15 protein-coding genes and 1 riboswitch are annotated in these 13,933 nt (G+C 39.0%); of the genes, 4 read left to right on the top strand and 11 right to left on the bottom strand.

Translation table 11 applies throughout. The annotated features are described in order from the left end of the window. From AC07YC_RS21905 to AC07YC_RS21885, 5 genes are all read right to left on the bottom strand, one after another. Positions 1-192 (bottom strand): hypothetical protein (locus AC07YC_RS21905; RefSeq protein WP_494920434.1); only part of this gene is annotated, 192 nt, incomplete at its 3' end. Next, positions 189-527 (bottom strand): hypothetical protein, encoded by a 339-nt coding sequence (locus AC07YC_RS21900; protein WP_494920433.1) that lies wholly within the window; start codon positions 525-527, stop codon positions 189-191. The genes AC07YC_RS21905 and AC07YC_RS21900, both read right to left, overlap by 4 nt. A gap of 34 nt (positions 528-561) precedes the next feature. Further along, positions 562-837, bottom strand: a complete 276-nt coding sequence (locus tag AC07YC_RS21895) for a hypothetical protein (RefSeq protein ID WP_494920432.1) — start codon at positions 835-837, stop codon at positions 562-564. A gap of 255 nt (positions 838-1,092) precedes the next feature. Continuing rightward, positions 1,093-1,293, bottom strand: a complete 201-nt coding sequence (locus AC07YC_RS21890; protein ID WP_004230088.1) for a cold-shock protein — start codon at positions 1,291-1,293, stop codon at positions 1,093-1,095. Positions 1,294-1,515: 222 nt separating this feature from the next. Beyond that, a complete protein-coding gene (locus AC07YC_RS21885; RefSeq protein WP_336634695.1) occupies positions 1,516-1,836 on the bottom strand; it encodes a DUF1033 family protein in 321 nt (106 codons plus the stop codon). An 87-nt stretch (positions 1,837-1,923) separates the two neighbouring features. On the opposite strand from AC07YC_RS21885, the gene AC07YC_RS21880 reads away from it, so the two are divergent. The 4 genes from AC07YC_RS21880 (at position 1,924) to AC07YC_RS21865 (ending at position 6,123) form a co-directional block, all read left to right on the top strand. Next, positions 1,924-3,651, top strand: coding sequence for a methyl-accepting chemotaxis protein (locus tag AC07YC_RS21880; RefSeq protein ID WP_494920431.1), 1,728 nt, complete (start codon positions 1,924-1,926; stop codon positions 3,649-3,651). Between the two features lie 44 nt (positions 3,652-3,695). Further along, on the top strand, positions 3,696-3,977 hold the full coding sequence (locus AC07YC_RS21875) for an acylphosphatase (protein WP_025115385.1): 282 nt from the start codon (positions 3,696-3,698) through the stop codon (positions 3,975-3,977). Positions 3,978-4,405: 428 nt separating this feature from the next. After that, positions 4,406-5,056, top strand: coding sequence for a 5-bromo-4-chloroindolyl phosphate hydrolysis family protein (locus AC07YC_RS21870; protein ID WP_036220465.1), 651 nt, complete (start codon positions 4,406-4,408; stop codon positions 5,054-5,056). Next, positions 5,053-6,123 (top strand): toxic anion resistance protein, encoded by a 1,071-nt coding sequence (locus AC07YC_RS21865; RefSeq protein WP_494920430.1) that lies wholly within the window; start codon positions 5,053-5,055, stop codon positions 6,121-6,123. Before AC07YC_RS21870 ends, AC07YC_RS21865 begins: the two co-directional genes overlap by 4 nt. A 49-nt stretch (positions 6,124-6,172) precedes the next feature. Here the strand turns inward: AC07YC_RS21865 and AC07YC_RS21860 are convergent, their stop codons facing one another. From AC07YC_RS21860 to AC07YC_RS21835, 6 genes are all read right to left on the bottom strand, one after another. Further along, entirely contained in the window at positions 6,173-6,370 is a 198-nt protein-coding gene (locus AC07YC_RS21860; RefSeq protein ID WP_012294410.1) for a DUF6501 family protein, read from the bottom strand. 272 nt (positions 6,371-6,642) lie between these two features. Next, positions 6,643-7,374 carry an amino acid ABC transporter ATP-binding protein gene (locus AC07YC_RS21855; protein WP_008181223.1) on the bottom strand — a complete coding sequence of 244 codons (732 nt, stop codon included), beginning with the start codon at positions 7,372-7,374 and terminating at the stop codon, positions 6,643-6,645. A 12-nt stretch (positions 7,375-7,386) separates the two neighbouring features. Further along, positions 7,387-8,112: an amino acid ABC transporter permease gene (locus AC07YC_RS21850; protein ID WP_008181226.1), complete on the bottom strand. Its 726-nt coding sequence runs from the start codon at positions 8,110-8,112 to the stop codon at positions 7,387-7,389. A gap of 169 nt (positions 8,113-8,281) precedes the next feature. Then, entirely contained in the window at positions 8,282-9,139 is an 858-nt protein-coding gene (locus AC07YC_RS21845; protein ID WP_494920429.1) for a transporter substrate-binding domain-containing protein, read from the bottom strand. 118 nt (positions 9,140-9,257) lie between these two features. Next, a riboswitch (Lysine riboswitch) is annotated at positions 9,258-9,444 on the bottom strand. A gap of 304 nt (positions 9,445-9,748) precedes the next feature. After that, on the bottom strand, positions 9,749-11,011 hold the full coding sequence (gene odhB / locus AC07YC_RS21840) for a 2-oxoglutarate dehydrogenase complex dihydrolipoyllysine-residue succinyltransferase (RefSeq protein WP_494920428.1): 1,263 nt from the start codon (positions 11,009-11,011) through the stop codon (positions 9,749-9,751). Between the two features lie 88 nt (positions 11,012-11,099). Beyond that, entirely contained in the window at positions 11,100-13,928 is a 2,829-nt protein-coding gene (locus AC07YC_RS21835) for a 2-oxoglutarate dehydrogenase E1 component (RefSeq protein ID WP_494920427.1), read from the bottom strand. Positions 13,929-13,933 lie beyond the last annotated feature (5 nt).

Here is a 13,933-nt window from a genome sequence, read left to right as displayed (position 1 = left end):
CACTTTCACTGCGCTATCCGTCACTTTGCTAATTCTATCCATCACTTTCGCCGCGCTATCCGTCACTTTGCGGGTTCTATCCGTCACTTTCGCCGTGCTATCCGTCACTCTGCTGGTTCTATCCGCCACTTTCACTGCGCTATCCGTCACTTTGCGGGTTTTATCCGTCACTCTTGCCGTGCTATCCGTCACTTTCGCAGGCTATCCGTCACTCTACTGGTTCTATCCGTCACTCTTGCCGTGCTATCCGTCACTCTACTGGTTCTATCCGTCACTTTCACTGCGCTATCCGTCACTTTGCTAATTCTATCCATCACTTTCGCCGCGCTATCCGTCACTTTGCGGGTTCTTTCCGTCACTTTCGCCGCGCTATCCGTCACTTTGCGGGTGCTATCCGTCACTTTCGCCGCGCTATCCGTCACTTTGCGGGTTCTTTCCGTCACTCTGCGGGTTTTATCCGTCACTTTCGCCGCGCTATCCGTCACTTTGCGGGTTTTATCCGTCACTTTCGCCAGGCTATCCGTCACTCCAGGTTTTATCCGTCACTTCGCTCATGATCCATCACTTTCGCAGGCTATCCAGCACTTCCACTGCGCTATCCGTCACTTTGTGGGTTTTATCCGTCACTCTTGCCGTTCTATCCGTCACTTTGCGGGTTTTATCCGTCACTTTCGCCAGGCTATCCGTCACTTTGCTAATTCTATCCATCACTTTCGCCGCGATATCCGTCACTTTGCTAATTCTATCCATCACTTTCGCCGCGATATCCGTCACTTTGCTAATTCTATCCGTCACTTTCGCCATGCTATCCGTCACTTTGCTAATTCTATTTATCACTTTCGCAGGCTAACCGTCACTCTGCTGGTTCTATCCGTCACTCTGCAGGTTTTATCCGTCACTTTGCTAATTCTATCCGTCACTTTCGCAGACTATCCGGCACTTCCACTGCTCTATTAACTTTGCCAACAGCACTACTCTATATTTATCCAATTTTAAGATTTATAATCATTGAACATTGCGATGATATAAAAAAAGACATCCTATTTGCATAGGATGCCTGGGTTTAACGAAAGTAATTTTAATTTCTGAGAATTAAAGTTTAGTTACGTTAGCAGCTTGTGGTCCGCGGTTGCCATCTACAACTTCGAATTCCACTTTTTGACCTTCGTCAAGTGTTTTGAAACCTTCGCCTTGGATAGCTGAGAAGTGTACGAATACGTCGTTTTCACCTTCAACTTCGATGAATCCAAAACCTTTTTCTGAGTTAAACCATTTTACTGTACCTTGTTTCATTTAAGAAAACCTCCAAAAAATAAAAGTGAACAATATGTAATTTCTTCAGCGATTGAAAAAAATTCACATATTACAAAGAGTACCGTACTAACGCGATCACTTTTTGTAATATGTGAATTCATGTTTCCGGTGAAGCAATTAAATTGTTAACCTAAGTATAACCAGCATTCATAATTTTGTCAAATAAAGAAAATTGTTTTTTTACTTTATTTCAAAAACATTTTACTTTTCTTCCATTTTACATGCAATAATTCCATGATATACTTGTGCGTCATCATCACATGCTTCACAGAAGAAACTTTCGTCCTCTGACCAAAAGACCCAATACTGCCCTTCTTTTACTGCTTCATTATCATAAGTTGAACGAAAGTGTGCTAGTTTATGCTGTAAAGCCAGCTCAAACTGCTCCTTTGCTTCAAATGTATCGTGTGTTTGAATAAAAGCTTCCCAGCCCTCAAATTTCCACCAAGGCTCATAGTCCGCTTTCATGTAAATAATTGTATACATATTTGCCCATTCCTTGCTGTCATAAGATATTTTCATTTTAGCAAACACACCTGAAATGTCTATTAAAACAACCTGAATTATGCTATTATTACCTTATTATACATAATTTTTGGAGGTTTTTATATGTTTTCAAGCATTCGACCTAAAGCTGAGCTAGAAGAACTACTAAAGCGTGGTACTAATTTACGTGCAACAGGCCGATTTCATCAAACATTGGCATTTAATCATTTCAATTCGCAAGATGAAGAGCATTTAAAGACGCTCTATGAGAAGCTAAAAGATATTACCCCTTCCATGAATGCCATTTTTCACCATTATTTAAGTGAGATATCCCCTACCTCTCAATTAACCATTAGTGAAGAAAATATAAATCAATATTTAACGCAATTTTTCCTAGCAACACGTGATGACGAGTATGTGGATGAAACCGTCAAATTTTTCAATTTATTTCGCAAGCATCAATATGAGCCTGGTAAATTAATTGTCGTTTTCAATCAATTTGCCTTCTATATTACTACTTATATTTTACATAACTTTGGGATGAAGCCCAATAAAGCCTTCCAATTTATGAAATCATTCCAGTCTGCTGTCAATGTCGATCAGGAGCTATTGGTGGAAGTTTTGACGGAGCGCATCATTGAGAATGTTGTAGGTGAAGTATCATCCTTGATGGATGTCAATGCCAAAATCATGTATATGAAAGATTTAGTATTTAGTTTAGATAAGCAAAATGAGGAAATCCAGTCCTCTACAGCTGCGACTGAAGAGATTGCCGCTTCTATTAATGAAGTAGCCCGTATGTCCTCTCATATATCAGAAAAAACAACTGAATCTGTTGACCATGCGACACAGGGTAAAAATGCAATTGAGCATGCATTAACAGAAATTTTCAAAACGGAAGAAACGTTTACTTCGATTGTAGAATCTTTTACAGAACTGCAAAAACGGGTAAATGATATTGAACAAGTTGTGACATTGATCAACCAAATTGCGGACCAAACTAATTTATTAGCACTAAATGCCTCCATTGAAGCTGCACGCGCGGGTGAACATGGTAAAGGCTTTGCGGTCGTAGCACAGGAAGTACGAAAGCTTGCGGAAAGCACGGTCTCAGCTTTAAGCGAGGTCTCTTCAAATGTTCACCATTTAAAGAGCTATTCCAATGATGTCTCCGACTCGATAACAGAAACAACAGCCATCATTAAAGAAGCAACCGTTGAGGCGAAAGAATCGTTACCATTATTGAATGCTATTGTCCATGCGATTGAAGGTATTAACTTGGATGTCACTAATACGGCAGCGATTTCCCAGCAACAGGCAGCCGCTATTGATGAAGTCTCCTCTAGAATGATTGAAATTTCTAGCTTGCAGGAAGATATTCGAGACTATAGTCATAATACATCAAGTGATATTCACCTTTTAGGGAAAGAAATCAATCGTTTCCGTAATGATATTATTGCCAATAATAATGTCCAGCTTTCATCTATTGCCCTTTTACAGCTATCTAAAGCTGATCATATTTTATGGAAGTGGCGCATTTACAATATGTTCCTTGGCCTAGAACATGTTGAGCCAAATGATGTCTCTTCACATAGAGAATGTCGACTTGGCAAATGGTACACAGCTTCTCGTACGGTGGAACGCTTCGGCCATTTACAGGATTATCATGATTTAGACAATTATCATTTACTTGTCCACGAATCCGCGAAGCGCGCGGCGACAGCCTTTAAAGCTGGCAATATCGCACAAGCAGATAGCCATCTAAAAGAAGTGGATGAAGCGTCTACTCAAGTTCTTTATTATATTAATAACCTAATCGCCTATTTAGAAAAAGAAAGAGTATTGCAATAAAGAGAGTGGCTCGTCCCCTCTCTCTAATGGTAGGAGGTATTTCCTTGAATAAACGAGCAAGTATTAAATTTTTTGGTGACGTCTACGGGACAGGCTACCGATTCTTTATTAAACAAAAGGCTATTGAATTAGGGCTAAAAGGGTATTGCAGATTGAATGCTGCTGAGCAAATTGAGGTTGAAGTAGAAGGAGCTGAAAAAGCGCTGAATGAATTTCTTCTTTTCGTCCAAAAAGGTGTCAGCCCCCAAGCCGATTCCAACTCATTTTCGTTAGAGCTGTATGATGATTTAAAAGGATATGTACGAATGGAGTCAGACATTGTTTAGTCTGGCTCTTTTCTTTATGTCGTGTTGTAAAACAAGGTTTATTATCTAAAATGCCGTTGCTGGGGGTCCAGTTTCATTAATAATTAAATCCTTAAAATATGTGTACCAGTATCTCATATTAGGAAATAAAAAATATCCGTACATAAAGGTGTTTCAAAAAACAGCCCTCCACATTTATTTTCAGCTCAAACAGCACATAAACCTAATTATGAGTAATACAAATCTATTCGCTATAATGTCCACAAATCTCTTAAAAATAAATGGACATAAATAATGAACAAACTATTTATAGGTATTCTAGGTAATATCATTGAGAAAATTTGCGATTCGCAGTAAAATTTATGTAAGGTTTCATTTTTCATTGAAACTTTATGTCGATTATTTCGTATAAGAAGATAGACATATTGAAATGCAAGGAGGAAGAAACAATGCTTAGTGTTGGACAGTTTTTTTCTAGACATACTGCTAGCTTCGTTATTTCGCTAACAACTGTTTCTATCGCAGCAATTGCAGCAAATCCTGGATTCTTCCTTGGTGGTTTACTGTTTGCTGGTTCATATGCGACGAGTACTGCGTTGCTGAAACATAGACAAAAAAAGAAAGTCATGCAAATAGCAGGTATCACAAAAGAAGAATTCAAACACATTGAAACACAATTATCAACCGCTAATAAGCAAATTCAAACATTAAGTCAAAACTATTTACGTGTACGTTCTGTATCGGCTTTTAAACAACTACTTGAGATGACGCGCATTTCAAAAAATATCGTCAAAGTTGTAAAGACGGATCCACGTAAGTTTTATAATGTTGAACCCTTTTTCTATGCGCATTTACCTTCAGCAGTGGAATTAACGGATAAGTATACAATGCTTTCTAGGCAGCCCGTGAAGGATAAAGAAATTCAATTGACGTTATCAAAAACGCGTGAAACACTTACGGATTTAAATGATACGATTCAAATTGATTTAAAGGATGCGCTAGCTAATGATATTGACCACCTACAAATGGAGATTGAATTCGCAAACCGTTCTAATCTTAGACGTAGAGAACAATTGGACTGGCGAGGCGATGATAAATGACAGCAAATGAACATGCTTTCCAATTAAATACCATTCCCGGTCTTTCTCCATTAGTACAATCTTATTTAGACACAACTCCACAAACTGAGGCGATGGCGACGTACGAAACGCTATCGCCTCTTGCGCAAAGTCGAGCCTTACTATATGCTAGCCAAATTGATATAACTGATTTTGAATCTTTGCTGTCCTTAGGGCAAGATTCACAGCGTTCCCTATCCCAGTTTGCCGATCGGATGTTAGCGCAGGTGAAGCAAAAGGACGTGACCAAAATCGGTCAAATGCTCGATTCCTTAATGCATACTTTAGATCGGGTAGACCCGACAGCCTTAGAGCCGAAAAAGCAAACGTTTTTCAATAAGATATTTGGTAGTAAAACAGAGCCTACTGTGAAACAGACGCTAACAGAATTTGAACGTATTAGTATTCAGGTGGAACGTATTGGGGTCCAATTGGAGCGTGCTCAGCTCCAACTCATTCGAGATGTAGAAAATTTAGAAGGGCTTTATACACATAATCGAGGATTTTTCGAGGAACTAGCTACTGCCATTGCAGCTGGTCAAATGAAAAAACAGCAAGCTATTGAAGTGGAGCTTCCTACTAAAATAACAAGTGTCCAAGCAAATAAACAGCCACTTGCCATACAACAGCTAAATGATTTCGCTGCGCAAATTGAGCGGCTGGATCAACGCATTTATGATTTACAGGTTTCTCAACAAGTAGCCCTTCAAACGGCACCACAAATTCGTATGATACAGCAAGCGAATCAAACATTAGCTGAAAAAATTGAATTTTCCATTGTCACACTAATTCCTTTATGGAAAAATCAATTGGCGATGATGCTTTCCATGCATATGGATCATCACTATGCACAGCTTGAGGAACGATTATCACAGACACAGGATCGTTTTGCAAGGCCTTCATTTGAGCAGCAAGTATCGAAATTCAAGGAAACACAGCATGAGCTACAAACAGCTATAAAAGATGTCTTCGCCCTACATACGGCGACTGAACAGGAAAAACAACAGTTGCAAGATGCGACGGATATAAGAGGCTATCAGAGGGACTAATGAAAAAAAGGGTGGCTCAGTAAATGATCTGAACCGCCCTGTCTTCTTTTTATGCAAAATAATCTTTATAGTAACCGCCGACATTGCCAGTGTTATCGATGATAAAAATGAACTCTTCTGTTTCATTTTTCACTTCATATTCTTTTCCAACTGTTAATACGTTTGATACTAAGTATTTTGATGCATTGGTATGTTTGCAAGTCACTGTTCTTAATGTTGGCGCATCTTTCCATTTTAAATGTAACATATTCTCTCTACCTCTCTTTACTAGCATAAAGCTAATGTCTAATGCTTATTTTATAATATTTTTAGGCTTTTGTGGAGAAAAAAGAAATACAATACCTAATCTATCCAAAAATAATTTTACATTTGAGGTGTTATGATGAGCTTTAGCGGTGTACCGCAATGGTTTTTTATTATTGCAATAGCATTTGTAATCTGCTTTGTCCTTTATGCAGAGTGGAATTCGAGAAAGTAAGTGAGTCGCTAAATTAGGACTCACTTTTTCATTTGTTGCCACTACTTTAATGTTCGTTTTAAAAACTCTTTCGTTCGATCATGTTGAGGGTTTATTAATACTTGTGATGGTGGGCCCTCTTCAACAATTACACCTTTATCCATGAAGACTACGCGATCTGCTACCTCTTTGGCAAATTCCATCTCATGCGTCACAATTAGCATCGTATTGCCTGCATCGGCCAATTGTCGCATGACTTTGAGTACCTCCCCTACCATCTCAGGGTCTAGTGCTGATGTAGGTTCATCAAAAAGCATCACTTCTGGATTCATGGATAATGCCCGGGCAATGGCTACGCGTTGTTTTTGTCCTCCTGAAAGCTGTCGAGGCTTTGCGTTTACATATTGATCCATCCCAACGATTTTTAAATATTTAAGCGCGGTTTCCTCCGCTTCCTTTTTCGAACGTTTTAAAACTTTTATTTGCCCCACTGTACAATTATTTAAAACATTGTGGTTGTTAAATAAATTAAATTGCTGGAATACCATTCCTAGATGTGTTCGATATTCTTGGATATTGTGTTTTTCGTCTAGGATGTCCTCCCCTTGATAAATAATTTGCCCGCCACTTGGTGTTTCTAATAAATTTATACAACGAAGTAAAGTGGATTTACCTGAACCAGAGGAACCAATTAAACAAACAACTTCCCCTTTTTCCACTTGAAAATTAACATCCTTTAACACTTGGTTACGTCCAAATGATTTACTTAAATGCTCGATTTTAATGACTGCCATTTGTGCGTCCCCCTAAATTGCTTCTTTTTGTTCTTTTTGATAAGCATCTGGTCCATCTAATCGTTTTTCAACATATAACAGAATACGTGATGCAGTAAATGTCATGATGAAGTAAAGAATACAAGCTACAAAGAATGATTCAAAATAACGGAAGTTGTTACCGGAGATTGATTTTGTTTGGAAGAATAATTCTGTTACTCCGATAACGTTTAATACGGCTGTATCTTTAATATTCATAATTAATTGGTTGCCTGTCGCAGGTAGTACGTTACGCGCTACTTGTGGTAAAACTACGTGAAGCATGATCTGGAAGTGATTCATACCGATAGCTGATGCTGCCTCATATTGACCATTATCAATGGATACAATACCACCGCGAACAATTTCCGCCATATAGGCACCTGTATTAAGCGAAACGACTAAAATCCCGGCTGTAATAAAGTGCATGTCTATGCCAAATGCAATATCTAATCCATAGTAGACAACCATAGCCTGTACAATCATTGGTGTACCACGGAAAAATTCAACATAGCATGTGAGTATAAAATTAATAAGCTTTAAGCCATAAAATTTCACACCTTTTTTACGAACTGGAATCGTATGCATAATTCCGATGAAAAATCCGATAAATGCACCAATAATTGTACTGATAGTCGAAATTAGTAACGTATAATACGCACCTCGTAAAAACATTTGCCAGTTATTTTCAATAATTGAAAGTATCCATTCAAGACTCATGATGTTCCTCCTAACAATGTCATGTTGCTTGCTATCTTTTTCCTGCCCTAGCTCTTTCTACTAGTCTATGTTTTATTTCGCTAGGACATTATCATTATGTAGAGAGGTTCTCATTTTAATAATGATGAAATGATAGTGCACGGACTAGCCACTAGTCCGTGCCATTTTTTTATTGTGCTGCTGGTTGCTGAGAAATAGCTTCTTCCATAATCGCTTGACGATCATCTTCAGAAATTCCTTTTAGAATTTCATTGATTTTATCAAGATTCGCATCTTCTTTACGTAAGCCTACAGCAATTGACGTATTTGAAAGATCTGTATCGAAACCCTCTTCAAATGCTACGTATGTGAATTTATCGTTGGCAGCAGCTGCGGAAATACCTTCTGGACGTTCTGCAACATAGCCATCAATTTTGCCTGCCTCTAAAGCTACACGCATAGCTGGGAAGCTTTCCATTGCCGTTTGTTTATTAACATCTTTGATTTGATCAATCACATTGTAGTTGGATGTATTAAGTTGTGATGTAATTTTTGCGCCAGCGAAATCTTGAATCGATTTGACCCCTTCATATTTGCTGCCTTTTTTAATAACCATGACAAAATCAGAAGTATAGTAGTTTTCTGTAAAATCAATTGTTTTCTTACGTTCTTCTGTTGGCGACATGCCCGCGATAATTGCATCAATTTTATTTGATTGTAGCGCTGGTACTAAGCCGTCCCATTCCATTTTAACGATCACTAATTCTTTGCCTAAGCCTTCAGCGATTTTTTTCGCCATTTGTACATCATAGCCGCCTGCATACTCTGCATTATCTGCAATTTTCACCGCGCCATTTGCATCATTTTGCTGTGTCCAGTTGAATGGTGGGTAGCCAGCCTCCATTCCAATTCGGAATTCACCGCCGCCTTTTTCCTTATCTACGCCAGCTTCTCCTGAACTGCCTTCTTTTTTGTCGCTAGTGCCACATGCAGCTAGCACAATTGCCGTCATGATAGAGATCATTACTAACAGCCATTTTCTTTTCATGTAAAACTCCCCTTTTCTGTAAAAAAATAAGACAACTGTACGAAAAAAGACCTAAGTTTTGTGAACTTAGGTCTTACCTTTTATGACAGTTGCCCAAATCCTCACTATTATTCCATGTTTCCGAGATAGCACAACCTAGTAAACTTGGAATTGAATTTACTAGGACAGTCCTGCACTTATTCACTGCAGACCCAGCATAAAAGTACGAGCTCCTTTTATACTTCGGCGATATTTCCTTCTTCATTGCGTCTTTGTTTGCTTGTACTCAACAATGAACTAATAAATACCGCGCCTCTACCTCACTGTTATATGTTAGTGAGGTTTGTTTATTTAATTGATATTTAGATACTACTATAAAACTAGTATGTACGTCAAGAGAGTTTTATCATTTTTCTGACTAATGCCAATATTAGGGTATTATGCTTGACCTATCCATTGTTAATCTATGTATTTTTGTCAATATATCAGCCCGAAAACCACAAATTTTTACGATCAATGGTTTTTATTCTAAGTAAATAGTTTCGTATTTTCATAATCACTAAAGACTTTAGTGATACAGAAAACCAAGAAAAAAACCCTGTAAAACAAAGTTTACAGGGTTTAAAGGAATTATGAATTTAATAATAAATCTTCAGGATTTTCGATTAATTCTTTAACTGTTTTTAAGAATCCTACAGAATCTTTTCCATCGATGATACGGTGATCATAAGAAAGTGCTACATACATCATTGGACGGATTTGAACTTCACCATTTACTGCAACTGGGCGGTTAACAATTGAGTGCATACCTAAAATACCAGCTTGAGTACCGTTCATAATTGGTGTTGACATTAATGAACCGAATACACCACCGTTTGTGATTGTGAATGATCCACCAGCCATGTCATTTAAGCCTAGTTTTTTCTCACGAGCTTTAGTCGCTAAGCTAGCGATATCTTTTTCGATTTCTGCGAAGTTTTTGCTGTTTGCATCGCGTACAACTGGTACTACTAAACCTTCTTCAGTTGATACTGCAATACCGATATCAAAGAAGTTATTTAAATGTAATTCATCGCCAACGATTTGAGCGTTTACGTATGGGTATTTTTTCAGTGCTGCAACAACCGCTTTTGTGAAGAATGACATGAAACCAAGTTTGATGTCGTTTGCTTTAACAAACTCTTCTTGTTTACGTTTACGAAGTGCCATGATGTTTGTCATGTCAATTTCGTTGAATGTTGTTAACATGGCTGTTGATTGTTTAACTTCTAATAAACGTTTTGCAATTGTTTGACGACGACGGCTCATTTTTTCAATTGTTACACGGTCAGAATTAGCTGCTGGTGTGAATACAACTGGGCCACCTGTAGTTGCTACTGGTGCAGGTGTAGGTGCTGCTACTGCTGGTGCTGTACCATGTGCTGATACATCTTGTACACGAACACGGCCTTGTGGATCTACTGGAGATACCGCTGCAAGATCGATGCCTTTTTCACGTGCAAGTCGACGTGCCGCTGGAGATGCGATAACACGCTCACCAGAAGTTTCTTCTACTACAGGAGCTGCTGCAACTGGTGCTGTAGGAGCCGCTTGTGGCGCTGCTGGAGCTGGAGCTGCTTCAGCTGGTGCTGCCGCTGCTGGTGCAGCTGCTGCGCCTTCGCCTGCTTCTACGATAGCAATAACTTGACCTACTAGTACAGTATCGCCTTCTTCAGCTAAAATTTGTGTTAATACACCTGCTTCTTCAGAAATGATTTCAGCGTTTACTTTATCTGTTTCAAGTTCAACGATGAATTCACCTTTTTCAACGCGATCGCCCACTTTTTTAACCCACTGTGCGATACTACCTTCTGTAATCGATTCTGCTAATTCAGGGACTTTAATTTCAGCCACTTTCATTTCCTCCTTTGATTAACGTGCATGACGCACATAAAAGGGCTACTGCTGATGGGCAAGTAGCCCAGCTATCAATATTTATATGTTATTTTTTAACCTTTACTGGCTCAGCAACTGCTTCTTCAATAAGTGATGATTGAGCTGCTTTATGAGAATCTGCATCCCCTTCAGAAGTTGAGCTCATTGCAGGACGACCTACATAGCGAAGCTTTTTACCTTCTGCAAGTTCATATAATGTTTCTAGTGCATAATTCCATGAGCCTTGGTTTTTAGGTTCTTCTTGTACCCATACGATTTCTTTTGCATTAGGATACTTAGCAATAATACCAGCAACTTGCTCTTTTGGGAATGGGTAAAGTTGTTCTACACGAACAATGTGTACGTGATCGAAACCTTCTCCATCCTTCACGCGATCTGCTAAATCGATCATCACTTTACCAGTACCTAATACGATACGCTCTACAGCTTCTGTTTTTGTACCTAGGCCAGGTTGTTCAATCACTTCTTGGAATGAACCATCTGCTAATTGCTCAGCATTAGCTGCTGCTAATGGGTGACGCAATAATGATTTTGGTGATACAACCACAAGTGGACGTACACCTTCAGTACCTAATAACGCTGCTTGACGGCGTAATAAGTGGTAGTAGTTGCCTGCATTTGAACAGTTTGCTACAAACCAGTTATTTTCTGCTGACATTTGTAAATAACGTTCCATACGGCTTGAAGAGTGCTCTGGACCTTGGCCTTCATAACCATGTGGTAATAGAATCACCATGCCAGATTTTTGACCCCATTTAGAGCGTGCCCCTGAAATGAAGTTATCAAACATTACCTGTGCCATATTCGCGAAGTCACCAAATTGTGCTTCCCAAACTGTTAATACATGGCCATTTTCTAGGTTGTAACCATATTCAAAGCCAACTACCCCTGCTTCAGTCAGTGGTGAGTTGTGCACTGAAAAGGATGCACTTGCACCAGAAATATGATGAAGTGGTGTAAAGACATTACCATTGTTTTTATCGTGAAGCACTAAGTGACGTTGTGAGAACGTACCACGTTGCGCATCTTGACCTGTGAAACGAACTGGTGTGCCATCTTGGATAATTGTTGCATAAGCTAAAGTTTCCGCATGACCCCAGTCGATTTTCGCAGATGCAAATGCATCACGACGTTTTTCTAAAATTTTGCCAAGCTTTTTCTGTGGCTCGAAGTTTTCTTCGAACACTAGAAGCTCTTCGTTAATTTTACCTAAACGTTCTGCTCCAACTGCTGTATCCATTTGTGGGAACTCAATTTTTAACTCTTCTGGCATTTCTAATTGATGATGCTCATCTTTTGAAGCCATTTCTTTTACATGATCATAAGCAGCTTGCATTTCTGCATAAATAGCTGTATCTAATGCAGCTACATCTTCAGTTGATACAAGTCCTTCTGTTACTAATGCTGCACCATATAATGAACGTACAGTTTCGTGTTTAGTTACTAATTTATAAGTTTCTGGGTTTGTAACCGTTGGATCATCCGTTTCGTTATGACCATGACGGCGGTAACCAATTAAATCAACGACAATATCTTTACCGAATTTTTGGCGGTAGTTAGCTGCAAAGCGACCAACTTGTGCCACGGCTTCTGGGCTATCCGCATTCACATGTACTACTGGTACTTCATACCCTTTTGCTGGGTCAGAAGAGTAAACAGAAGAACGAGAATCATATTGTTCAGTCGTGAAACCGATCATATTGTTCGCGATAATGTGAATAGTACCACCTGTTGTAAATCCTTCAGTTTTAGCGAAGTTTAATACTTCAGTTACGATACCTTGACCTGGGAATGCTGCATCACCATGCACAAGAATTCCTAAGCCTTTTGTACGATCATGAATCGCTTGACCTGGTTTTGAAGTGTCATCTTGCGTTGCACGTGTAGCACCTAGAACTACTGGATTGCCTACTTCTAAGTGTGATGGGTTGTATGCAAGCTTTACGTTCATACCTGAATCGCGGTTATAAGAAGCACCCATATGGTATTTCACATCACCTGTCCACCCTTTTGTAATTTCAAGGCGACCATTTTCTGGCATAAATAAATCATTGGATACATGTGCAAAGTCAGAGAACATCATGTCATAAGGTTTATTTAAAATATGTGTTAAAACATTTAAGCGACCACGGTGTGCCATACCAATACGTACTTTTTCAACACTTAGCGCTTCTGCCGTTTTAATGATTTCATCAAATAGTACAATTTGCGTATCTAAGCCCTCACCAGAGAAACGCTTTTGTCCTACAAATGTTTTATGGATAAATTTCTCGAAATTTTCAACACGCGTTAAACGATCTAATAAGGCTTTCTTTTCATCAGAAGAAAGTGCTTGTTGGAAAGAGCCAGATTCAATTTGTGCTTGAATCCAATTACGTTCTTCTGTAGCTACTACATGTTCATATTCAAACGCTACTTTATTTGTATAAATAGCTTTTAAATAGTCAATTGCATCCTTACCATTTTTCACGTTTGCTGGCACATCTTTGAAGAAGATTGCTGCAGGAATTTCAGCTAAATCTGCAGCGCTTAAGTTGAACGCGCTTTCTTCAATTTGAGCTGTTTGTAGTTCACGGTTTTTCAGAGGATAAATATCTGCTGCTAAATGCCCGCGTGAACGGATTGCATCGGCTAATTTCACAGCGGCTAACACTTTTTTGTAATCGCCAGCAGGAGCCGCTGCTGTATGACTAGCTACAGCTACTTCACCTTCTACTACTACTGGTGCACCAAATTGTTGGAATAAAGAAACTAACTCCGGTTCTACTTCTTCAGGAGACTGTAAGAATAAGTCGTATTGCTCCATCACATATCCTAAGTTAGGACCAGAGAAAGCTGACCATGGAGAACTTACAGTTGTAACGTTGTTCGACATGAAAA

Source organism: Lysinibacillus sp. GW247-5R2A (assembly GCF_059424475.1).
The sequence above is the reverse complement of the archived record's forward strand: the minus strand, read 5'-3'. Positions and strand labels throughout refer to the sequence as shown.